Source organism: Streptomyces sp. NPDC046557 (assembly GCF_040645975.1).
Classification (GTDB): Bacteria; Actinomycetota; Actinomycetes; order Streptomycetales; family Streptomycetaceae; genus Streptomyces.
This window is the reverse complement of the sequence record NZ_JBEYZH010000002.1, coordinates 1-21,181: the sequence shown is the minus strand read 5'-3', so window position 1 is coordinate 21,181 and position 21,181 is coordinate 1. Positions and strand designations below refer to the sequence as shown.

The following is a 21,181-nucleotide window of genomic DNA, read 5'->3' as shown; positions in this document are numbered from 1 at the left end:
CGTCCGTGGCTCCGTCGCGGTGGCCGTCACTCGCGCACCTCCCCATCCCGGGGCGGGCCCCGTACGCTCCTGCGCGGCGGTCGCCGAACGCATCCCCGAAGTCTTCCGAATCCGCCCCGACGGGCCCCGACCGCCCCGGTCCACGGGCCGCTTGGCGGCCGACTGAGCCTACCCGCCCCCTGTGTACCGTCCGTCAAGAGGCATAGTAGGTCCCCGGTCCGATCATCGAGGCCCGGGGACCGGTGTCCGCTACCGGGCCGTGCGGCGAGAATCAGGCGGTCATGGCATCACGACGTGATGAGCTCAACGCGTACACCTTCGCGAAGCGGCGCACGGTGGCAGCGTTCCTCCAGCCCTCCGCCACCGGCACCGAGGAAGGCGCGCCCCGTCCACTGCGCGCCGTGGTCCCCGGTCTGGTGGTCGGCGCGCTCGTGGTCGCGGGCTTCGGCGCCTGGGGGATGTTCAAACCACAGGCGCCCAAGGGCTGGGACGAGCCCGGCACGCAGGTCATCGTCGGCAAGCAGTCGACGACCCGGTACGTGGTCCTGACCACCAAGGTCAACGGCAAGGAACAGACCCGGCTGCACCCCGTGCTGAACCTGGCCTCCGCCCGACTGCTGCTGGATCCGGCGAAGTTTAAGGTCCTCCAGATCGACGACAAGATCCTGGACGCGGGCAAGCCGCCGCGGGGCCCGATCATCGGCATCCCCTACGCGCCCGACCGGCTGCCCGCCCCGGCCGACGCCGGCAAGGCCAAGCGCTGGGCCGTCTGCCAGCAGCCCGGCGGCAACGGCAAGGGCGTGCAGACCGCCGCCTTCGTTTTCGCCGACCGGGAGGCGAAGCTGATGGACGACGGCCGCAAGACCACCGATGCGCAGGTGCTGTACGTGCAGAACACCGGGGGCGCCAAGGAGCGTTACCTGGTCGACGCGGCCGGGACGAAGTACCGGTTCCCCGAGGGCACCGCCGACGCGGGAACGCTCACCACGGCCCTGGTCGGCACCGGCGCCACCCCCCAGCCGGTCACCGAACAGTGGCTGTCCACCCTCACCCCCGGCGACGACCTGGCCTTCCCGCAACTGCCCGGCAAGGCGGGCGAGAAGGCGAACGTCCAGGGCCTGGGCACCGCCGACAGCAAGGTCGGCATGGTGCTGACCGCGCAGACCGGCTCCGGTACGCAGCACTACGTCGTGCTGCCCGACCGGGTCGCGCCCGTCTCGGAGTTCGTGGCCTGGCTGCTGATCTCGGCGCCCGCGACCGACAGCCTCAACATGCACGGCAAGGCCCGCGAGGTGGACCTCCAGTCCCTCAACCCGGACGCCACCCCGTTCAAGAGCGACGCCAAGTGGCCCCAGCGCAAGGGCTCGCAGGTCAACCGGGTCGCCGCGGCCCCCGGCTCCCCGCCGGGCACCGCCCTGCGCGACACGGTCTGCGCGGTGCTGCGCTCCGTCGACGCGCAGGGCAACCCGACGCTCAGCACCTGGGCCGGCACCGGCTTCCCCGTCGACATCGCCGCGAGCGGCACCGGCGCGTACGTCACCCCCGGCTCGGGGCTGCTCTACACCCAGGTCCAGGGCCGGCAGACCACCGCCGGCGGTTCCATGTTCCTGGTCACCGACACCGGCCTGCGCTACGCCGTCCAGGCCAACGGCGACAGCGACGCCGAACAGTCCAAGATCGGTGCGGGCGGTCCGAAGGAGCCGGGCACGGGCGACGGCCGGCCCGAGGCGAGCCAGGCCCAGATCCGGCTCGGCTACGGCGCGGTCACCCCCGCCATGGTGCCCATCGCGTGGTCGGAGTTCCTCTCCAAGGGCCCGCGGCTGGACACCAACTCCGCCCGTCAGCCCCAGGGTTCGTGAGGAAGCCGCCGATGCCCCGACACCCTTCCGGGCGCCGCGCCGCGGCCACCCGGAGCCTGCTCGCCGGCGCCGCCCTCGCCCTCGTGGCGGCCTGCGGTACGGCGGTCACCGGCACCCCCGCCGCGCCGCCGGCCCCGTACGGCCTGGCCCTCGCCGGCACGGGGGAGTGCACCTTCCCGATGAAGAAGCAGATCGCCGACCGGCCCTGGGCCCTGCAACGGCTGCTCCTGGACGCCCTGTGGGCCCGCACCCGCGGCAAGGGCGTCCGCGTCGCCGTCATCGACACCGGCGTGGACCGCGCCAACCCGCAGCTCGGCAGCGCCCTCGACATCGGCGCCGGCAAGGACTTCGTCGACCCCAAGGGCGGTGACGGCACCAACGACACGGTGGGCCACGGCACCAAGGTCGCCGGCCTGATCGCCGCCCGGCCCCAGGACGGCACCGGCTTCGTCGGACTCGCCCCCGAGGCCACCGTCATCCCGATCCGGCAGAACGACGGGCAGGGCAACGGCAACGCCGCGACCCTCGCCCAGGCCATCGACCACGCGGTGTCCAAGGGCGCCCAGGTCATCAACATCTCCCAGGACACCGACGTCCCGCTGACCGCTGACTCCGAACTCGCCAAGGCCGTCCAGCGGGCCGTCGACGCGAAGGTGGTGGTCGTCGCCTCGGCCGGCAACGACGGCCTCAGCGGTCAGAAGCGCAAGACCTACCCGGCCGCCTTCCCCGGCGTCCTCGCCGTCGCCGCCTCCGACCGCAACAACGAGCGGGCCGCCTTCTCCCAGCCCGGCGACTTCATCGGCGTCGCGGCCCCCGGCGTCGACATGGTCTCCACCGTCCCCGGTTTCGGCCAGTGCGTCGACAACGGGACGAGTTTCTCCGCGCCCTACGTCGCCGGGGTCGCCGCCCTGCTGCGCGCCGCGCACCCGGACTGGAGCGTGCAGCAGATCGTCTGGCAGATCGAGAACACCGCCGAACGCTCCGTGAACGGCCACGACGACTACGTCGGCTGGGGCGTCGTCGACCCGGTACGGGCACTCACCCAGGACCGCGAGCCCCCCAAGGCGCCCGTCCCGGACCCGGGGCCGCCCCCGGCGGCCGCCCCGCAGGCGGCGGCCCTGCACCTCACCGAGACGGCGCGGGAGCGGGACGAGCGGGTCGGTACGTACGCCCTGGGAACCGCCGTCGTCCTCATCGCCGTCATCGCGGGTACCGCGACCGTCGTGCGCGACGCCCGCGGGCGCCGCAGTCGTCCCTGACGACGGTCGCGGTTCACGACCGTTGCGGCGAACCGGTGTTGGGGCGGACCGGTGGACTGGCTAGAGTGACGGCAGGCTTCACGACTGTGATCGGGGGATGGCGTGGAGCGGAGGGGGAAGTTCCGGGAGCGCGTGGCTTGATTCCGCGCCCGGAAAGCCTGCTCCGCCACGCGATCCGCCGGTTCTGCCGGCGAATTGAGAAGTGAGGAGCTTCGGATGACGAGCAATTTCGGACTTGCGGACGATCCGGTCGTCAAGGCGGCCAACAGGATCTCCGAGACGGCAGAGGCCGTGTCGCGGCAGTCCCGTGAACTGGCCGACATCATCGCCACGGTGAGCGCGGGCTGGACCGGAGTGGGCGCCGGAGGCTTCGTCAAGGCCCAGGAGGACATCAACCTGGACCACGACAAGATCCGTCGGCTGCTCGGCGTCCTGCACCACGCGGTGTCGGAGACCAAGAACCTGAGCAACGCCCAGGACGAGGACGTGCGCCAGGCGTTCGCCGCCGCCAACAAGTCCGGTCTCAACAACATCTGATCGAGGCCCCGTTGCCCACAACGCCCCCGCGCGAAGGAGAAGACCATGTCCGGTAACGACGGCCACACCAAGGTCCGGTACGAAAGCGTCCAGCAGATGGCCGACCGCATCCGTGTGGTCTCGCAGAACATCCTCAAGGACCTGGACGAGATGGACGCCGCCGTCAAGGTGGTCACCGACACCTGGGACGGTGAGGCGCACCGCGAGTACGTCACCCTCCAGAAGAAGTACAAGGCCGCCGCCGACCACATGCACAAGCAGCTGGAGACCGTCGCCCAGCTCATCGAGCGCGGCAAGGGCGACTACCACGCCACGGACATCAAGGCATCGCGCCTGTTCACCGAGGCGTACTGAGCCCGCCGACCCACGTCGAAGGGGCGCGCCCGCACCGGGCGCGCCCCTTCGCGCGTTCTCGATCAGCGCAGGTCGAACTCGCCGTCGCGGGCACCTAGCACGAACGCCTCCCACTCGGCCGCCGTGTACCGCAGCACGGTGTCCCGGTCCAGCGAGGACCGCATGGCCACCGCCCCGTCGGGCAGCTTCGCGATCTCCACGCGCTCCTCGTCGGGACTGGTCCCGGGCGGGCCCTCCCACTCGACGCCGCTGATGTCGAGCGCGTACAGCTCGTCCTTCTCCTGCTGGGACCCCATGGCGCGGCCTTCCCTTCGTGCGACTTCGGTGCAGCGTTCAGGCCCGATTATCGGTGTCCGGACGGCGGCGCGGGGAGCGTTCGCGCTTATCACGTCCCCGATGCCGGCAACCGCCCGATCTGGATCAGCGACGTACCGCGCCGGCGCGAGACGAAATGGGCCCGGCCCGGCGGCAGCGGACGCGGCCTGACGTTGCCCAGCAGGTCTCCCTCGGACGGGTCACCGGACAGCACCACGCCCTGCGCGCCCAGCTCCTTGATCCGCTGCATGAACGGCTCGTACAGCGCGCGCGAGGCACCGGCGGAGTTCCGCGCGATGATGAAGCGCACGCCCGTGTCCCGGGCGAAGGGCAGGAACTCCACCAACTGCGTCAGCGGATTGCCCTGGCTGCCGGCCACGAGGTCGTAGTCGTCGATGATGATGAAGACGTCCGGGCCCGTCCACCAACTGCGGTCCCGCAGCTGCTGCGGGGTGACGTCGTCCGGCGGCTGCCTGCGGGAGAACACCCCGCCCAGCGCCTCCATGTGCATCTGCAGGGAATTCGCCATCGGCGCGTACTCCAGCAGGTGCTCCTCCGGCAGCGCGCCGAGCAGGCCGCGCCGGTAGTCGCCGACGACGAGCTTGGCCTGGTCGGGGCTGTACCGCTCGGCGATCCGCTGCGCGATGAGCCGCAACAGGTTCGTCTTGCCCGACTCGCTCTCGCCGAACACCAGGAAGAACGGGTCCGTCTCGAAGTCGACGAACACCGGCTCCAGGTCCGTCTCCCCGACACCGATCGAGATGCCGTGCCCGGGGAACTCGCCGCCCTTGGGCAACTGGTCCGCGTGCAGAAGCCGCGGCAGCAGCCGCACCCCCGGAGCCGACGGCCCCGCCCAGCTCGCCTTGACCGCGGCCACGAAGGCGGCCGTGCCCTCCGAGAGGTCCTCCGCGCTGTGCGAACCGTCGATGCGCGGCAGCGCGCCCAGGAAGTGCAGCTTCTCCGGGACCTGACCTCGGCCCGGCATGCCCGTCGGCACGTTCGCGGCGACCCGGCGGTCGAACTCGGAGTCCATGACGTCACCGAGCCGCAGCTCCAGCCGGCTCAGGATCTGGTCCTTGAGCGCGGCCCGGACCTCCATGTACCGCGCCGCCGTGACCACCACGTGGATGCCGTATCCCAGACCCCGGGACGCGATGTCCGTGACGACCGGCTCCAGGCCCTCGTACTCGCCCCGGAAACCGCCCCAGCCGTCGACGACGAGGAACACGTCGCCCCACGCCTCGCCGGGCAGCTCACCGGCCGCGCGCCGGCGCCGGTAGGTACCGATCGAGTCGATGCCGTTGGCCCGGAAGAACTCCTCCCGGCGGTTCAGTACGCCCGCCACCTCCGCGACCGTACGCCGCACCCGCTCCGGGTCCAGTCGGGAGGCGATCCCGCCCACGTGCGGCAGGTCCGCGATCGACGAAAGGGAGCCGCCGCCGAAGTCGAGTCCGTAGAACTGCACCTCGCGCGGGGTGTGCGTCAGCGCGAACGAGGAGATCAGCGTCCGCATGAGCGTCGACTTGCCGGACTGCGGGCCGCCGACCACCATCATGTGGCCCGCCGCCCCCGAGAAGTCCCGGTACAGCACCTCACGCCGCTGCTCGAACGGCTTGTCGATCAGGCCGAGCGGTACGACGAGCCCACCCGGGCGCGTGTACCCCTCCGCGTGCAGACCCCGCGCCTCGCTCGGCGCGAGCGCCGGCAGCAACTGGTCCAGCGGCGGGGCCTGGTCGAGGGGCGGCAGCCACACCTGGTGCGCCGGCACCCCCTGCCCCTCCAGCCGGCCCACGATCACGTCCAGCACCGTGTCCGCGAGCGCGTCGTCCCCCCGCGTCGCCTGCGCCGCGAGGTACGCCGGATCCGGCGCCGCGTACACCACCGGCACCGGAGCCGCCGTGAACAGCGCGGGCCGCCGCTCCAGCGGGAACGGCCCCACCGACAGGTCCGGCCCGCCCGAGCGATAGGTGCCCGAGACGTACGCCGCCTTGAAGCGGGTCATCTCGTCGGTGCCGAACTTCAGGTACCCCGAACCGGGGACCGACGGCAGGTGGTACGCGTCCGGCACGCCGATCGCGGTCCGCGACTCGGCCGCCGAGAAGGTCCGCAGACCGATCCGGTACGACAGGTAGGTGTCCAGGCCGCGCAGCTTGCCCTCCTCCAGGCGCTGCGAGGCCAGCAACAGGTGCACACCCAGGGAGCGGCCGATCCGGCCGATCTGGATGAACATGTCGATGAAGTCCGGCTTGGCGGTGAGCAGTTCGGAGAACTCGTCGATGACCAGCACCAGCGAGGCCAGCGGCTCCAGCGGGGCGCCCGCCGCCCGCGCCTTCTCGTAGTCGTGGATGTTGGCGTAGTTGCCCGCCGACCGCAGCAGCTCCTGGCGGCGTTGCAACTCGCCGCGGATCGAGTCGCCCATCCGGTCCACGAGGGTCAGGTCGTCCGCCAGGTTGGTGATCACGGCCGCCACGTGCGGGAGCTGGCCCATGCCCGTGAACGTCGCACCGCCCTTGAAGTCCGCGAGGACGAAGTTCAGGGTCTCCGAGGTGTGCGTGACCGCCAGTCCCAGCACCAGCGTGCGCAGCAGCTCCGATTTGCCCGAACCCGTGGCGCCGACGCACAGGCCGTGCGGCCCCATGCCCTCCTGAGCCGCCTCCTTCAGGTCCAGCATCACCGGCGTGCCGTCCTCGCCCACGCCGATCGGCACGCGCAGCCGCTCGCCGGCCGACCGCGGCCGCCAGGTGCGGGAGACGTCGACCTGCGCCGCGTCGCCCAGGTTCAACAGGTCCGTGAAGTCCAGGTTCGCCAGCAGCGGCTCGTCGTCGTCACCGCCCCCGGTGCGCAGCGGCGCCAACTGCCGCGCCAAGGCCTCCGCCGCCGGCAGCGACAGCGTGTCCGGGACCCCCTCGTACGCCACCCCCGAACCCGACTCCAGTCGCAGCCGGCCCGGCCGCACCACGACCGAGAGGCCGCCCCGCGGCTCGTCCAGCTCGCCCGCCACCACCTCGACGATGGTCACGCCCTGTAGGCCCTCGACCGCCGCGAACACCGAGTCCGGCGGCACCAGACCACCGCGCGGCGAGTTGGCGTCGAGCACCACCACCAGGTGCGGCTGGTCCAGCACCGGCGAGACGTCCCGGCTGAACCGTGGCCGCCCCTCCAATCGGGACCCCAGCAGCCCCTCCAGCTCGCCCAGGTCGTCCCCGAACAGCCGCTTCGTGCCCGCCCCGTCGACCTGCCCCGGAAGCTGCGTGTGCGGCAGCCACTTGGTCCAGTCCCACGACGGCACCGCACCCGGCGCCGCCACCACCGCCACCATCAGGTCCTCGGGGGAGTGCAGCGTCACCAACTGCGCCACCAGCGCCCGCGCCGTACCGCGCGCCGACTCCGCCTCCCCGGACACCGTCACGTGGTAGAACGCCCGGATCGACACCGCCACCGGCAGCCCGTCCAGCGAGGAGTGCACCTTCAGGAAGCGCTGCATCGCCCCGGCCGTCAACGGCTCCAGCTCGTCGACGGGAGCCGTGTCCGGGGCCACCAGCGGCGTCGCCAGCCGCTGGGAACCCAAGCCCAACCGGGCCTGCCCGAAGTCCTCGTCGCCGACCCGCCGCTCCCACAGTCGCGAACCCTCCGCCACCACCGACCACAACTGGTCCGGCGCCGGGTGCAGGTACAACTGCGCGTCGCGCTGCGCCCGCGCGGTCCTGCGCACCTGACGCCGTGTCTGTGCCAGGTACTTCAGGTAGTCCCGCCGCACATCCGCCATCTGCCCCTGGGTACCGCGCCGGTGGCGCACCAACTGGGCGATCACCATGCCCACCGTGGACACCAGCATCAGCACACCCATGATGCGCATGAAGGGCGCCGCGCCCGGCATGAAGAAGAAGACGACCGACGAGCCCATGCCCAACATCGGCAGGAGCTGCATCAGCATGCCCTCCTGCTGGCCCCGCGGAAGTTCCGGCGGAGCCTCCAGGCGCACCTCGTCCGCCGGCACCTCCGGCGGCAGCGACCTGGGCGGGCGTTTCACGACGATCTGGCTCACCGGAGCATCAATCCCTCGAAAACGGACGGACGTCCACGACCGGCGCCCTCAAGTCCCGGGCCTGGCCGGGGGTGGTGATCCTACTTGCCTACAGTCCGTCATAAGCCCGGTAGGGTGGCCGCGCGACATGCGCTTGAGCGAATCCGTCGCCGCAACACGTGGCGCCGGAACGGCAACCAGGGGGTCAGACAGGTGAGTACGGCCGAGGCGACCGGCTTCTGCAGGGTCACCGTCGTGGCACCGGACAGTCGGATCGACGTCGCCCTCCCCGAGGACATCGCCGTCGCCGACGTCTACCCGGAACTCCTGCGGCTCACCGGCCAGACGCAGCCCGTCGGCGCCCCCACCGGGTTCCACCTCGTACGCCGCTCCGGCGCCGTCCTCGACGGCGCCCGCACCCTCGCCGCCCAGCAGGTCCTCGACGGCGAGGTGCTCAGCCTGCGCCCCTTCGCCGAGTCCCTGCCGCCCGCCGTCTTCGACGACGTCTCCGACGCCGTGGCGTCCGCCGTCGTACGCGACCGGCACCGCTGGAGCGACGACATGCTGCGCGGCGCGGGCCTCGCCGGCGCCGCGATCCTGCTCGTGCTGCTCGGTTTCGTCCTGTGGTACGCCGACCCCGTCCGCCACGACACCCACAGCCTGCCCGGCGTCATCGCCGCCGCCGTCGGCGTCCTGCTCACCGCCGCCGCCGGTGTGCGCGCCCGCGTCTACCGCGACGGCGGCTCCGCCGTCGCCCTCGGCCTCGCCGCCCTCCCGCACCTGCTCATCGCCGGCTCCGGCATCGTCGCGCCCGCCGCCGGCCACGGACCCGGCCGCCTGCAGTTCCTGCTCGGCTGCGCGTGCGCCCTCGTCGCCTCCGTCGCCCTGGTCGCCCTCACCCCGCACGGTGACGCGCCCTTCGTCGCGGCCACCTTCCTCGCCGCCACCGGCACCCTCGCCACCTTCGCGGCCATCGCCACCGACGCCTCCGCGACCGCCACCGCCGCCGTCTGCGCGCCCGTCGCGATAGGGCTCGTCGCCTTCCTGCCCGGCCTCTCCGCCCGCTTCGCCCGCCTGCCCATCGGCTACGCCGCGCCGCAGAGCTCGACCCGCGACTACGAGTTGCCCGACAGCCACGACACCGCCCCGTACGGCGACCCCGCCGACCCGACCGGCGCCGACCGGCACGACTCCGGCGCGTCCCTCGACGCGGAAGCCATAGCGGCCCAGGCCCGGCGCGGCCACGAGATGCTCCTGGGCCTGACGGGCGGCTGCGCCGCGGTCGTCGTCGGCTCCGCCGCCGTCCTCGGCTTCTCCGACAACACCTGGGGCCGGTTGCTGGCCCTGGCCACCGGCCTCGCGATGCTGTTGCGCGCCCGCCTCTTCCGCTACACCTCCCAGGTGGTGTGCGCCCTGGTCGCCGGGTTCGCCGCGGTCGCCCTGCTGGTCCTGGGCCTGGCCCTGCACCCGCCGGCCGACCTGCTCGCGGAGCTCGTCAAGTACCACGACCGCGGCGGCCTCGACCTGCGCACCATCTGGCTCTCCGCCGCGGTCGCCGGCGGCGCGGCCCTCCTCGCCGGAATCGCGCTTGTCATCCCCCGCAAGGGCCTGTCACCCTTCTGGGGACGGCTGCTCGACCTCACCGAGGCGGCGGTACTGCTCAGCCTGGTCCCGCTGACCCTGGCCGTGCTCGACGTCTACACCCGGGCCCGCTCCCTCACCAGCTGAGACGGGCCGACCGGGACGGGCCCGGCCCGACAGCCTGGTACGCTGGGTGACGGCCGTTTGTGTACGCGCCCCCGGAGCATCTCTGGAGGCTGCGCTCAGCGGACCCCGCCTCCCGAGTTACGGAAGATCCCCAGAGAATTCGACCTGGGGCACTCGGTGGCTACGAAGACCTAAACGAGGAGTACGCGTGCCGCTTGACGCCGCTACGAAGAAGCAGATCATCGCAGAGTTTGGTGCCAAGGAGGGCGACACCGGCTCCCCCGAGGTCCAGGTCGCCATGCTCTCGAAGCGCATCTCGGACCTGACCGAGCACCTCAAGACCCACAAGCACGACCACCACTCCCGTCGTGGTCTGCTGATCCTGGTCGGCCAGCGTCGCCGCCTGCTGCAGTACCTGGCCAAGAAGGACATCCAGCGCTTCCGTACGCTGGTCGAGCGCCTCGGCATCCGCCGCGGTGCGGCCGGCGCCAAGTAAAGACGCTGTGAAGGGAGCGGTTCCCACACCGATGGGGCCGCTCCCTTTGCTGTACGTGCGAGACGTACCGGACGCTTTGTAGTCTGGTCGCAGGTGCACAACTGAAGAGGAGGAGCGCCCTCCCTACGCCGCCGGTCCTCGGTAGTGGCATCCGGAAAGCCCCGGAAGGCTACGAACCGGGTGCTTCGATCGAAGACCGGCCCGCACGCCAGGAGCGCTTCTCCGCAACCGTCCACCACCACACGGGTGGCGGACGGAGACGACGAAAATGGAGAAAACGCTAGTGGAGAACGAGACCCACTACGCCGAGGCCGTCATTGACAACGGTTCCTTCGGCACCCGCACCATCCGCTTCGAGACGGGCCGTCTGGCCCGCCAGGCCGCCGGCTCCGCCGTTGCCTACCTGGACGACGACACGATGGTGCTCTCCGCGACCACCGCGTCGAAGAAGCCCAAGGACCAGCTCGACTTCTTCCCCCTCACGGTGGACGTCGAGGAGCGGCAGTACGCCGCCGGCAAGATCCCCGGCTCCTTCTTCCGCCGCGAGGGCCGCCCCTCCGAGGACGCGATCCTCACCTGTCGCTTGATCGACCGCCCGCTGCGCCCGTCCTTCAAGAAGGGCCTGCGCAACGAGATCCAGGTCGTCGCCACGATCATGGCGCTCAACCCCGACCACCTGTACGACGTCGTGGCGATCAACGCCGCCTCCGCGTCCACCCAGCTGGCCGGTCTGCCCTTCTCCGGCCCGATCGGCGGCGTCCGCGTCGCGCTGATCCGCGGCCAGTGGGTGGCGTTCCCGACGCACACCGAGCTCGAGGACGCCGTCTTCGACATGGTCGTCGCCGGTCGCACCCTGGAGGACGGCGACGTCGCGATCATGATGGTCGAGGCCGAGGCCACCGAGAAGACCATCGCCCTCGTCAAGGGCGGCGCCGAGGCGCCGACCGAAGAGGTCGTCGCCGCCGGTCTCGATGCCGCGAAGCCGTTCATCAAGGTCCTGTGCAAGGCCCAGGCCGACCTCGCCGCCAAGGCCGCCAAGCCCGAGGGCGAGTTCCCGGTCTTCCTGGACTACCAGGACGACGTGTACGAGGCCCTCACCGCCGCGGTCAAGGGCGACCTCGCCCAGGCGCTGACCATCGCGGGCAAGCAGGACCGCGAGGCCGAGCTGGACCGCGTCAAGGACATCGCCGCCGAGAAGCTCCTCCCGGCCTTCGAGGGCCGCGAGAAGGAGATCTCCGCCGCCTACCGCAGCCTGACCAAGGCCCTGGTGCGCGAGCGCGTCATCAAGGACAAGGTCCGCATCGACGGCCGTGGGATCACGGACATCCGTACCCTCGCCGCCGAGGTCGAGGCCATCCCGCGCGTGCACGGCTCGGCGCTGTTCGAGCGTGGCGAGACCCAGATCCTGGGCGTCACCACCCTCAACATGCTCCGCATGGAGCAGCAGCTGGACACCCTCTCCCCGGTGACCCGCAAGCGCTACATGCACAACTACAACTTCCCGCCGTACTCGGTCGGCGAGACCGGCCGCGTCGGTTCCCCCAAGCGCCGCGAGATCGGCCACGGCGCGCTCGCCGAGCGCGCGATCGTGCCGGTCCTGCCGACGCGCGAGGAGTTCCCCTACGCGATCCGTCAGGTGTCCGAGGCCCTCGGCTCCAACGGTTCCACCTCCATGGGCTCGGTCTGCGCCTCCACCATGTCGCTGCTGAACGCCGGTGTGCCGCTCAAGGCCCCCGTCGCCGGCATCGCCATGGGTCTGATCTCCCAGGAGATCGACGGCAAGACCCACTACGTCGCCCTCACCGACATCCTCGGTGCGGAGGACGCCTTCGGCGACATGGACTTCAAGGTCGCCGGCACCAAGGAGTTCGTCACCGCGCTCCAGCTGGACACCAAGCTCGACGGCATCCCGGCCTCCGTCCTGGCCGCCGCCCTCAAGCAGGCCCGCGACGCCCGCCTCCACATCCTCGACGTGATGATGGAAGCGATCGACACGCCGGACGAGATGTCCCCCAACGCCCCGCGGATCATCACCGTCAAGATCCCCGTGGACAAGATCGGCGAGGTCATCGGCCCCAAGGGCAAGATGATCAACCAGATCCAGGAGGACACCGGCGCCGAGATCACGATCGAGGACGACGGCACCATCTACATCGGTGCCGCCGACGGCCCGGCCGCCGAGGCCGCCCGCGCCACGATCAACCAGATCGCCAACCCGACCATGCCGGAGGTCGGCGAGCGCTACCTGGGTACGGTCGTCAAGACCACCACCTTCGGTGCCTTCGTCTCCCTCATGCCCGGCAAGGACGGCCTGCTGCACATCTCGCAGATCCGCAAGCTCGCCGGTGGCAAGCGCGTGGAGAACGTCGAGGACGTGCTCGCGGTCGGCGCCAAGGTCCAGGTCGAGATCGCCGAGATCGACTCCCGCGGCAAGCTCTCCCTCGTCCCCGTGACCGAGGGCGAAGACGCTGCCGACGCCGAGAAGGACGATTCCGACAAGTGACGTCCCGTAGTCCCCGTGTGACGGCCCGCCCCTCTTCCGAGGGGCGGGCCGTCGCCCGTACCCAAACCCTGCTCACGGGGCAGAACGGCATCGGCACCGTCCGCCGCACCGTCCTGCCCGGCGGCCTGCGCATCGTCACCGAGACCCTGCCGTCCGTCCGCTCGGCCACCTTCGGCATCTGGGCGAACGTCGGCTCCCGCGACGAGACGCCCACGCTGAACGGCGCCACGCACTACCTGGAGCACCTCCTCTTCAAGGGCACCGACAAGCGCAGTGCCCTCGACATCTCCTCCGCGATCGACGCGGTCGGCGGCGAGATGAACGCCTTCACGGCGAAGGAGTACACCTGCTACTACGCACGGGTGCTCGACACCGACCTGCCGCTGGCCATCGACGTGGTCTGCGACATGCTCACCGGCTCGCTGATCCGCGAGGAGGACGTCGACGCCGAACGCGGCGTGATCCTCGAAGAGATCGCGATGACCGAGGACGACCCCGGTGACTGCGTCCACGACCTGTTCGCCCGGACCATGTACGGGGACACCCCCCTCGGCCGCCCCGTCCTCGGCACCGTCGACACGATCAACGCCCTCGGCGCCGAGCGGATCCGCCGCTTCTACAAGAAGCACTACGACCCGACCCGCCTGGTCGTGGCCGCCGCCGGCAACGTCGACCACAACAAGGTCGTACGCCAGGTCCGCGCGGCCTTCGAGAAGGCCGGGGCGCTCACCCGCACCGACGCCGAGCCTGTCGGCCCGCGCGGCGGTACCAAGCGCGTGCGCACCGCCGGCCGCGTCGACCTGATCAGCCGCAAGACCGAGCAGGCCCACATCGTCCTCGGCATGCCCGGCCTGGCCCGCACCGACGACCGCCGCTGGGCGCTCGGCGTGCTGAACACCGCCCTCGGCGGCGGCATGTCCTCGCGGCTCTTCCAGGAGGTCCGCGAGAAGCGCGGCCTGGCCTACAGCGTGTACTCGTACACCTCGGGCTTCGCCGACACCGGCCTCTTCGGCGTCTACGCCGGCTGCCGGCCCAACCAGGTCCACGACGTCCTGCGCATCTGCCGTGACGAACTCGACAAGGTCGCCTCGGACGGGCTCACGGACGAGGAGATCGGCCGGGCCGTCGGCCAACTCTCGGGTTCCACCGTCCTCGGCCTGGAAGACACCGGCGCGATCATGAACCGCATCGGCAAGAGCGAACTGTGCTGGGGCGACCAGATGTCGGTCGACGAGATGCTGGCCCGCATCGCCGCCGTGACCCCGGACGAGGTCCGCGACGTCGCCCGGGACGTCTTGGCCCAGCGCCCCTCCCTCGCGGCGATCGGCCCGCTCAAGGAGAAGCAGGCCGCCCGCCTCGACGAAGCGGTCGCCTAACCCCCGTGGGCACGTACGCACGTGCCGACGTACGCACCTAAGGAAGCGAACATGAGCAAGCTGCGCGTGGCAGTCCTCGGCGCCCACGGCCGCATCGGCTCCGAGGCGGCCAAGGCCGTCGAGGCCGCCGACGACATGGAGCTGGTCGCCGCCCTCGGCCGCGGCGACAAGCTGGAGACGCTGGTCGACGCCGGCGCCCAGGTCGCCGTCGAGCTGACCACCCCGGACTCGGTGATGGGGAACCTCGAATTCCTCGTCGGCCACGGAATCCACGCGGTGGTCGGCACCACCGGCTGGACCGAGGACCGCCTCGCCCGGCTGGACACCTGGCTGGCCGGCTCCCCGGGAACCGGGGTGCTCATCGCGCCGAACTTCTCCATCGGCGCCGTCCTCACCATGAAGTTCGCCGCCCAGGCCGCCCGCTACTTCGAATCCGTCGAGGTCGTCGAGCTGCACCACCCCAACAAGGTCGACGCCCCCTCCGGGACCGCGACCCGTACGGCGCAGCTCATCGCGGCCGCCCGTGCCGAGGCCGGCCTCGGCGCCCAGCCCGACGCCACCGCCACCGCCCTCGACGGGGCCCGCGGCGCCGACGTCGACGGCGTCCCGGTGCACGCCATCCGCCTGCGCGGCCTGCTGGCCCACCAGGAGGTGCTGCTCGGCGGTGAGGGCGAGACCCTGACCATCCGTCACGACTCCCTGCACCACCGCAGCTTCATGCCGGGCATCCTGCTCGGCGCGCGCCGCGTGACGCAGACCCCGGGCCTCACCTTCGGCCTGGAACACTTCCTCGACCTCGGCTGATGAGCAGGCAGTAGTACCCATGCGCGCGAAGATCACGTACTTCCTGACGGCGGCCGTCCTGGTCGTCTACTTCGTCCTGGTCGGCAGCCGGGGCCTGATGCTGCTCGGGCAGCGCACCTGGCTGACCGTCACCTTCGGCGTCGCGGTCCTGGTCCTGCCCGTCATCGGGGTCTGGTTCCTCTGGATGAACACCCGCTTCGTCACCAAGGCCAACCGGCTCGCCGCCGAGCTGGAGGCCGAGGGGGCCCTGCCCGTGGACGAGCTGGAGCGAGACCAGTACGGCCGGATCCTGCGGGACTCCGCCGACGAGGTCTTCGCGCGCCGCAAGGCGGAGACGGAGGACGCGCCGGGCGACTGGCGCAACTGGTTCCGCCTCGCCGTCGCCTACCACGACGCCCGCGACACCCCGCGGGCCCGCAAGGCCATGCAGCGGGCGATCGCCCTGCACGACGGACCGCGCCCGTAGGTCGGGCCGTACAGGTCTGATCCGCTCCTGTACGGGCTTCGGCCGCGCTCCGGTCCGCCTCAGGCGGGCACGGCCGCGTATTCGTCGGCCCGGTACTCCTCGGCCCAGGCACCGACCACGTCGGCGGCGCGCTCGAACGCCTCGCCGCGCGCCAGGAAGTCGGCGTTGTGGTCGGTCAGCAGCACCGGCGCCGCCGCGCCGTCGTGGGTCGAGAGCGTCAGCGCCTGGCCCTGCACGGTCCTCGGCAGGCCCAGCCAGCGCACCGGCTGCTGCACCGTCCTGATCCCGTCGACCGCGCTCCACGGGATCGAGCGCGTCCGGAAGAACGCCACGTGGCGCAGACCCGTACGGCTCACCCACACGCCCGCCAGGAGCAGGCGCAGCGTCGCCCCCAGCACCGCGAGCGCGGCGGCCAGGCACACGACGGCCCCGCCCCACGCCCCCGCGAAGGCGATGATCATCGTGGCCAGCAGCATGAAGGCGGTCAGCAGGAGGAGCAGCGCCGCGATCGCCACCCGGCAGGGGCCGGGCCGGTAGGGCCGGCGCCAGCGGTCGTGGTCGTCGTGGGGGAGGGCTTCGTCTTCGTGCTCGTCGGCTACGCCGTCGGCCGTCAAGAAGGGCAGGGGCACGGCTGGACCTCACTCACATGCACGTTCGGTTGGGCTGTGCCCGTGAGGCTACCGCCCCTCGGAGGCCCGCGACTGCTGTGACGTCCCGGGCGCCTGGTGCGGCTGCAGAGCCGGCATACCGAAGAGCAGCGAGCCGACGAGTCCGGCCACCACGGTCAGTCCGACCAGCGTACGGGCGGCGAGCTGAGTCTTGCCCAGACTCTCGCGCGGCGGCGGAGTGACGTTACTGCGAAAACGCTCGGCCTCGGCGACGAAGGTGAACGGGACGGGTTCGCGCCGGAGGAACATGAAGGCGGCTCTCCTTGTGGTCGGGGCCCCGGGGGGCCGTTGGTGGTCCTTCCCCCAGTAGGACGCGCGAACGCCCCGATAGGTGCCGGATCTCGGACATCGTTCGCGTTCGTTCGGCGGGCCGTCGGCAGTCCCGGTGGACCCCGTCGCCGCCCGGGCCCGGACGGGGAGCCCCGCCGGGCGCCGTAGAGTGGGCGCGCCCCAGGTGCGACACGTTTGGAAGGACCCCAGTGAGCGATACCGCCGCTTCAGACCTGAAACCCAGCTTCCGCAGTGATGTGACGGTGGAGCTGGTGAAGCACTCCGCCGCCGACTCCGACGTCCTGTGGGCCGCCCGGGTCTCCACGGCCGGCGAGCAGTCGCTGGAGGAGCTGCGGAAGGACCCGGAGCGCTCCAAGGGCCTGATCAACTTCCTGATGCGCGACCGCCACGGCAGCCCGTTCGAGCACAACTCGATGACCTTCTTCATCAGCGCCCCGATCTTCGTGTTCCGCGAGTTCATGCGCCACCGCGTCGGCTGGTCCTACAACGAGGAATCCGGCCGCTACCGGGAGCTGCAGCCGGTCTTCTACGTCCCCGACGCCGAGCGCAAGCTCGTCCAGCAGGGGCGCCCCGGCAAGTACGTGTTCGTGGAGGGCACCGAAGCGCAGCAGGAGCTGACCGGCCGCGTCATGGAGGACTCCTACCGTCAGGCGTACGAGGCGTACCAGGAGATGCTCGCGGCGGGCGTGGCCCGCGAGGTTGCCCGTTCGGTCCTGCCGGTCGGTCTTTTCTCCTCGATGTACGCCACCTGCAACGCGCGCTCGCTCATGCACTTCCTCGGCCTGCGCACCCAGCACGAGCTGGCGGCCACCCCGTCCTTCCCGCAGCGGGAGATCGAGATGGTCGGCGAGAAGATGGAGCAGCACTGGGCGGCCCTCATGCCGCTCACCTACGCCGCCTTCAACGCCAACGGTCGCGTCGCGCCGTAAGGCCGGAAACAGCCGGTCGCGCACGGATGCCCGAAGGCAAGTCCCAAGTGTCCGTATTGCGGCGTTTCGTGAAGTTCATCTAGGCTGATCAAACGGACCCGGCACTGCTTGAACCCCCGAGCAGGCAGTGCCGGGCTCCAACAACCCGCGGTCACACTGCGCAGTCATATGGGGGAGCCACACCTCGTTGACGTCCCCCGAGGGGACACCGCGAGCGTGGCAGCGAGTAGCGTGTTACCCATGGCTCCGATCTCGACTCCGCAGACCCCCTTCGGGCGGGTCCTCACCGCCATGATCACGCCGTTCACGGCGGATGGCGCACTCGACCTCGACGGCGCGCAGCGGCTCGCCGTCCACCTGGTGGACGCAGGCAACGACGGCCTGATCATCAACGGCACCACCGGTGAGTCGCCGACCACCACCGACGCGGAGAAAAACGACCTCGTACGAGCCGTACTCGAAGCGGTCGGAGACCGCGCCCACGTCGTCGCCGGCATCGGCACCAACGACACCCGCCACACCCTGGAGCTCGCCCGCCAGGCCGAGCGCACCGGCGCCCACGGCCTGCTCGCGGTCACCCCGTACTACAGCAAGCCGCCGCAGGAGGGCCTCTACCGCCACTTCACGGCGATCGCCGACGCCACCGAGTTGCCGGTCATGCTTTACGACATCCCGGGCCGCAGCGGTGTCCCGATCAACACCGAAACCCTCGTACGGCTGGCCGAGCACCCCCGTATCGTGGCCAACAAGGACGCCAAGGGCGACCTCGGCCGCGCCAGCTGGGCCATCGCACAGAGCGGCCTGGCCTGGTACTCCGGCGACGACATGCTGAACCTGCCGCTCCTGTCGGTCGGCGCGGTCGGCTTCGTCTCCGTGGTCAGCCACGTGGTCACCCCCGAGCTGCGCGCGCTGCTCGAAGCCCACCTGGGCGGCGACGTGCAGAAGGCCGCCGAGATCCACCAGAAGCTGCTCCCCGTGTTCACCGGCATGTTCCGCACCCAGGGTGTGATCACCACCAAGGGCGCGCTGAACCTCCAGGGCCTGCCCGCAGGCCCGCTGCGGCTCCCGCTGGTCGAGCTGACCGCCGAAGAGACGGCCCAGCTCAAGATCGATCTTGCCGCCGGCGGGGTACAGCTCTGACAACGGACTTCACAACTGAACAAGCACGACCGGCACAACTGAACACGCAAGATCACAACAGACACAAGCAAGTGCACGAATGACATGCGCGCCACGTGCCTTCCGAGGTATGTGGCGCGCGTGGTGAGGAGAGACTTTTGAGCCATCCGCATCCTGAACTCGGCCCGCCGCCGAAGCTCCCCAAGGGCGGCCTCCGGGTCACCCCCCTGGGCGGTCTCGGTGAGATCGGCCGCAACATGACCGTCTTCGAGTTCGACGGTCGCCTCCTGATCGTCGACTGCGGCGTCCTCTTCCCGGAGGAGGAGCAGCCGGGCATCGACCTGATCCTCCCTGACTTCTCGTCCATCCGGGATCGGCTCGACGACATCGAGGGCATCGTCCTCACCCACGGCCACGAGGACCACATCGGCGCCGTCCCCTACCTCCTCCGGGAGAAGCCGGACATCCCGCTGATCGGCTCCAAGCTGACGCTGGCCCTCATCGAGGCGAAGCTCCAGGAGCACCGGATCCGCCCCTACACCCTTGAGGTGAAGGAAGGCGAACGGGAGGCCCTCGGCCCCTTCGACTGCGAGTTCATCGCCGTCAACCACTCCATCCCTGATGCCCTGGCCGTGGCCATCCGGACCCCCGCCGGCCTGGTCGTGGCCACCGGCGACTTCAAGATGGACCAGCTGCCGCTGGACAGCCGGCTCACCGACCTCCACGCCTTCGCGCGGCTGAGCGAGGAAGGCATCGACCTCCTCCTCTCCGACTCGACGAACGCCGAGGTCCCGGGCTTCGTGCCGCCGGAGCGTGAGATCTCCAACGTCCTGCGGACGGTCTTCGCCAACGCCCACAGCCGGATCATCGTGGCGAGCTTCGCCAGCCACGTGCACCGCATCCAGCAGATCCTCGACGCCGCCCACGAGTACGGGCGCCGGGTCGCCTTCGTCGGCCGCTCGATGGTCCGCAACATGGGCATCGCCCGTGACCTGGGCTACCTGCGCGTCCCGGCCGGCCTCGTCGTGGACGTGAAGACCCTCGACGATCTGCCGGCCCACGAGGTCGTCCTGGTCTGCACCGGCTCCCAGGGCGAGCCGATGGCCGCCCTGTCCCGGATGGCCAACCGCGACCACCAGATCCGGATCGTCCCCGGCGACACGGTCATCCTGGCGTCGTCCCTGATCCCGGGCAACGAGAACGCGGTCTACCGCGTGATCAACGGTCTGACCCGGTGGGGCGCCAACGTCGTGCACAAGGGCAACGCCAAGGTGCACGTCTCCGGTCACGCCTCCGCGGGCGAGCTGCTGTACTTCTACAACATCTGCAAGCCGCGGAACCTGATGCCGGTCCACGGCGAATGGCGCCACCTGCGCGCCAACGCCGAGCTGGGCGCCCTGACGGGTGTCCCGAAGGACCGGATCGTGATCGCCGAGGACGGCGTGGTCGTCGACCTGATCGACGGCAAGGCCCGGATCTCCGGCAAGGTCCAGGCCGGCTACGTGTACGTCGACGGCCTGTCGGTCGGCGATGTCACGGAGGTCCATCTCAAGGACCGCCGCATCCTGGGCGAAGAGGGCATCGTCTCGGTCTACGTCGTGGTGGACAGCACCACGGGCAAGGTCGTCAGCGGTCCGAACATCCAGGCCCGCGGCTCGGGCATCGACGACGGCGCGTTCGGCTCGGTCGCGCTCAAGATCGAGGAAGCCATCGCCCGCGCCGCGGCCGACGGCGTCGCCGAACCGCACCAGATCCAGCAGCTCATCCGCCGCACGATGGGCAAGTGGGTCTCGGACGGCTACCGCCGCCGCCCGATGATCCTCCCGGTCGTCATCGAGGTCTGACCCTCGCCGTAGCGACCCGAACCGGAGCGGGCTTCCCTCGATTTGCACCGAGGGGGCCCGCTCCAGTACGTTTACGTCTCCACCTCGCACGGCCCCCCGACACACACGTGTGCCCCGACGGTGCCCGCGAGGAGGGTGGGGAAACAGACCCGGGGAGACCTGATAAAGTCTGGATCCACCCGAAAGGGAATGGCCCTCCAACGGCCGCAGAATTCAAATCCGGTTCCGGAAACGGTGCGGAAATGGTCTGGTAAGGTTGGAATCGCCGGAAAGGGAAGCGCGAAAGCGGAGAACTGGAAAGCGAACCCCGCTTCGACCGGGAATCGGACACGAAAGAGTCTGATAGAGTCGGAAACGCAAGAACAAAACGAAGAACAAAGGAAGCGCCCGGAGGAAAACCCGCGAGGGTGAGTACGAAGGAAGCGTCCGTTCCTTGAGAACTCAACAGCGTGCCAAAAATCAACGCCAGAAGTTGATACCCCGTCCATTTCGGTGGATGAGGTTCCTTTGAAAAAGTCCTGTCCCTTCGGGGTCGGGCAATGAACACAGCGAGGACGTTGTGGTCGACCGGTCTTATTCCGACCTTGGTCGACCCGCTCTAAGTGTGTGTTTCACCCGATTACGGGTAAA

At 70.5% G+C, this 21,181-nt stretch carries 17 protein-coding genes; 13 read left to right on the top strand and 4 right to left on the bottom strand.

The window, feature by feature from the left end; translation table 11 throughout:
• The first annotated feature begins 281 nt into the window (after positions 1-281).
• The 4 genes from eccB to ABZ934_RS05320 all read left to right on the top strand — a co-directional run bounded on the left by eccB (position 282) and on the right by ABZ934_RS05320 (position 4,009).
• Positions 282-1,859: a type VII secretion protein EccB gene (gene eccB, locus ABZ934_RS05335; protein ID WP_361308784.1), complete on the top strand. Its 1,578-nt coding sequence runs from the start codon at positions 282-284 to the stop codon at positions 1,857-1,859.
• A gap of 11 nt (positions 1,860-1,870) precedes the next feature.
• A complete protein-coding gene (gene mycP, locus ABZ934_RS05330) occupies positions 1,871-3,118 on the top strand; it encodes a type VII secretion-associated serine protease mycosin (RefSeq protein ID WP_361308782.1) in 1,248 nt (415 codons plus the stop codon).
• Positions 3,119-3,334: 216 nt separating this feature from the next.
• Entirely contained in the window at positions 3,335-3,655 is a 321-nt protein-coding gene (locus ABZ934_RS05325; protein ID WP_361308780.1) for a hypothetical protein, read from the top strand.
• Positions 3,656-3,700: 45 nt separating this feature from the next.
• Entirely contained in the window at positions 3,701-4,009 is a 309-nt protein-coding gene (locus ABZ934_RS05320) for a WXG100 family type VII secretion target (protein WP_361308778.1), read from the top strand.
• Positions 4,010-4,071: 62 nt separating this feature from the next.
• Here ABZ934_RS05320 and ABZ934_RS05315 read toward each other — a convergent pair whose 3' ends face one another.
• Together ABZ934_RS05315 and eccCa are read right to left on the bottom strand one after the other, a co-directional pair.
• Positions 4,072-4,305: a DUF397 domain-containing protein gene (locus tag ABZ934_RS05315; protein WP_136213490.1), complete on the bottom strand. Its 234-nt coding sequence runs from the start codon at positions 4,303-4,305 to the stop codon at positions 4,072-4,074.
• A gap of 89 nt (positions 4,306-4,394) precedes the next feature.
• The gene (eccCa, locus tag ABZ934_RS05310; RefSeq protein ID WP_361308776.1) at positions 4,395-8,369 is read right to left on the bottom strand and encodes a type VII secretion protein EccCa; all 3,975 of its coding nucleotides are present in this window, start codon (positions 8,367-8,369) and stop codon (positions 4,395-4,397) included.
• Between the two features lie 192 nt (positions 8,370-8,561).
• On the opposite strand from eccCa, the gene eccD reads away from it, so the two are divergent.
• The 6 genes from eccD to ABZ934_RS05280 all read left to right on the top strand — a co-directional run bounded on the left by eccD (position 8,562) and on the right by ABZ934_RS05280 (position 15,700).
• The gene (eccD, locus tag ABZ934_RS05305; RefSeq protein ID WP_361308774.1) at positions 8,562-10,076 is read left to right on the top strand and encodes a type VII secretion integral membrane protein EccD; all 1,515 of its coding nucleotides are present in this window, start codon (positions 8,562-8,564) and stop codon (positions 10,074-10,076) included.
• Between the two features lie 187 nt (positions 10,077-10,263).
• Complete coding sequence (gene rpsO, locus ABZ934_RS05300) at positions 10,264-10,551, top strand: 30S ribosomal protein S15 (RefSeq protein ID WP_136213493.1); 288 nt, start codon at positions 10,264-10,266, stop codon at positions 10,549-10,551.
• A 283-nt stretch (positions 10,552-10,834) separates the two neighbouring features.
• Entirely contained in the window at positions 10,835-13,054 is a 2,220-nt protein-coding gene (locus tag ABZ934_RS05295) for a polyribonucleotide nucleotidyltransferase (RefSeq protein WP_361310211.1), read from the top strand.
• Entirely contained in the window at positions 13,051-14,430 is a 1,380-nt protein-coding gene (locus ABZ934_RS05290) for a pitrilysin family protein (protein WP_361308772.1), read from the top strand. The genes ABZ934_RS05295 and ABZ934_RS05290 overlap by 4 nt, the downstream gene beginning before the upstream one ends.
• A 51-nt stretch (positions 14,431-14,481) precedes the next feature.
• A complete protein-coding gene (dapB, locus tag ABZ934_RS05285; RefSeq protein ID WP_361308770.1) occupies positions 14,482-15,234 on the top strand; it encodes a 4-hydroxy-tetrahydrodipicolinate reductase in 753 nt (250 codons plus the stop codon).
• 19 nt (positions 15,235-15,253) lie between these two features.
• Positions 15,254-15,700, top strand: coding sequence for a hypothetical protein (locus tag ABZ934_RS05280; RefSeq protein WP_361308768.1), 447 nt, complete (start codon positions 15,254-15,256; stop codon positions 15,698-15,700).
• A gap of 59 nt (positions 15,701-15,759) precedes the next feature.
• Here ABZ934_RS05280 and ABZ934_RS05275 read toward each other — a convergent pair whose 3' ends face one another.
• Positions 15,760-16,329, bottom strand: a complete 570-nt coding sequence (locus tag ABZ934_RS05275; protein ID WP_361308766.1) for a PH domain-containing protein — start codon at positions 16,327-16,329, stop codon at positions 15,760-15,762.
• A gap of 48 nt (positions 16,330-16,377) precedes the next feature.
• Complete coding sequence (locus tag ABZ934_RS05270; protein ID WP_361308764.1) at positions 16,378-16,617, bottom strand: hypothetical protein; 240 nt, start codon at positions 16,615-16,617, stop codon at positions 16,378-16,380.
• Positions 16,618-16,847: 230 nt separating this feature from the next.
• Between ABZ934_RS05270 and thyX the strand changes: the two genes are divergently transcribed.
• From thyX to ABZ934_RS05255, 3 genes are all read left to right on the top strand, one after another.
• Positions 16,848-17,588, top strand: a complete 741-nt coding sequence (gene thyX / locus ABZ934_RS05265) for an FAD-dependent thymidylate synthase (protein WP_361308762.1) — start codon at positions 16,848-16,850, stop codon at positions 17,586-17,588.
• Between the two features lie 240 nt (positions 17,589-17,828).
• Entirely contained in the window at positions 17,829-18,728 is a 900-nt protein-coding gene (gene dapA / locus ABZ934_RS05260; protein ID WP_361308760.1) for a 4-hydroxy-tetrahydrodipicolinate synthase, read from the top strand.
• A gap of 137 nt (positions 18,729-18,865) precedes the next feature.
• A complete protein-coding gene (locus ABZ934_RS05255) occupies positions 18,866-20,551 on the top strand; it encodes a ribonuclease J (protein ID WP_361308758.1) in 1,686 nt (561 codons plus the stop codon).
• Positions 20,552-21,181 lie beyond the last annotated feature (630 nt).

What these genes read in the sequence shown, in the direction of transcription:
- eccB (WP_361308784.1), top strand. Translation starts at nt 282, where the DNA reads ATGGCATCACGACGTGATGAGCTCAACGCGTACACCTTCGCGAAGCGG.
- ABZ934_RS05325 (WP_361308780.1), top strand. Translation starts at nt 3,335, where the DNA reads ATGACGAGCAATTTCGGACTTGCGGACGATCCGGTCGTCAAGGCGGCC.
- ABZ934_RS05315 (WP_136213490.1), bottom strand. Translation starts at nt 4,305, where the DNA reads ATGGGGTCCCAGCAGGAGAAGGACGAGCTGTACGCGCTCGACATCAGC.
- ABZ934_RS05320 (WP_361308778.1), top strand. Translation starts at nt 3,701, where the DNA reads ATGTCCGGTAACGACGGCCACACCAAGGTCCGGTACGAAAGCGTCCAG.
- ABZ934_RS05270 (WP_361308764.1), bottom strand. Translation starts at nt 16,617, where the DNA reads ATGTTCCTCCGGCGCGAACCCGTCCCGTTCACCTTCGTCGCCGAGGCC.
- mycP (WP_361308782.1), top strand. Translation starts at nt 1,871, where the DNA reads ATGCCCCGACACCCTTCCGGGCGCCGCGCCGCGGCCACCCGGAGCCTG.
- dapB (WP_361308770.1), top strand. Translation starts at nt 14,482, where the DNA reads ATGAGCAAGCTGCGCGTGGCAGTCCTCGGCGCCCACGGCCGCATCGGC.
- dapA (WP_361308760.1), top strand. Translation starts at nt 17,829, where the DNA reads ATGGCTCCGATCTCGACTCCGCAGACCCCCTTCGGGCGGGTCCTCACC.
- ABZ934_RS05280 (WP_361308768.1), top strand. Translation starts at nt 15,254, where the DNA reads ATGCGCGCGAAGATCACGTACTTCCTGACGGCGGCCGTCCTGGTCGTC.